Genomic DNA, 618 nt, shown 5'->3' with positions numbered 1-618 from the left:
CCCTCAATATAGGCATTGAGTTCATCTGCCGTCACGCCCAAAAAGTTAAGCAGCGCCTCTCGGTTGCGCTTATAGACATTCGTACTTTCTCCAGCCTTTAACCTCCGAAACGCACTACGCTGGATCCCGATTCGCTGCGCCAGCGCCGTATCGTTCGGTTCTGCCAAAATCTCTCCGAGAAATGCTACCAACTGTGCCAACCGCATCTGCGGCGTCCCTTGTCTGTCCTTCTGTTCGCTCACCTAGCACCTAGCACTAATGTTGCTACAATTATTTTCAATACCCCGGATTTTATTACATTTCTTTACAAAATAAGTAGGTTTATCCCTTGACAAATTAAAAAATTTTGAGTATGTTAACAGCATAAACGACAATACGACTAGTATTTTGTCGCATAATGACAGTAGAACGTGATGCGTTCGTTCTGCCATCAGATCTCTAAATTTCCCATTTCAAAAAAAAAAGGGGATTGGACTCCCCTAAAAACAAAAAAGAGTACCTAAATTGTACCATGTCTGAAATTTTTATCAAGCCTTCCTTGGCAATCGGCACGGGTTCGGTCTCCAATTTCTCTGGTGCCTCCGAGCCACCCCTTGGGTTCCGCTTCAACTACGACTA

Annotated in this window: 1 protein-coding gene; it reads right to left on the bottom strand. The window is 44.5% G+C overall.

The genetic code is table 11. The features are described 5' to 3' along the window. The coding region (locus AC0QH1_RS01930) for a helix-turn-helix domain-containing protein (RefSeq protein ID WP_324629082.1) at positions 1–242 on the bottom strand (242 nt) is incomplete at its 3' end. Between the last annotated feature and the right edge of the window lie 376 nt (positions 243–618).

It is taken from the genome of Phormidium sp. CCY1219, from assembly GCF_055795085.1.
Note: the sequence above shows the minus strand (reverse complement) of the source record. Positions and strands in the feature narration are given on the sequence as shown.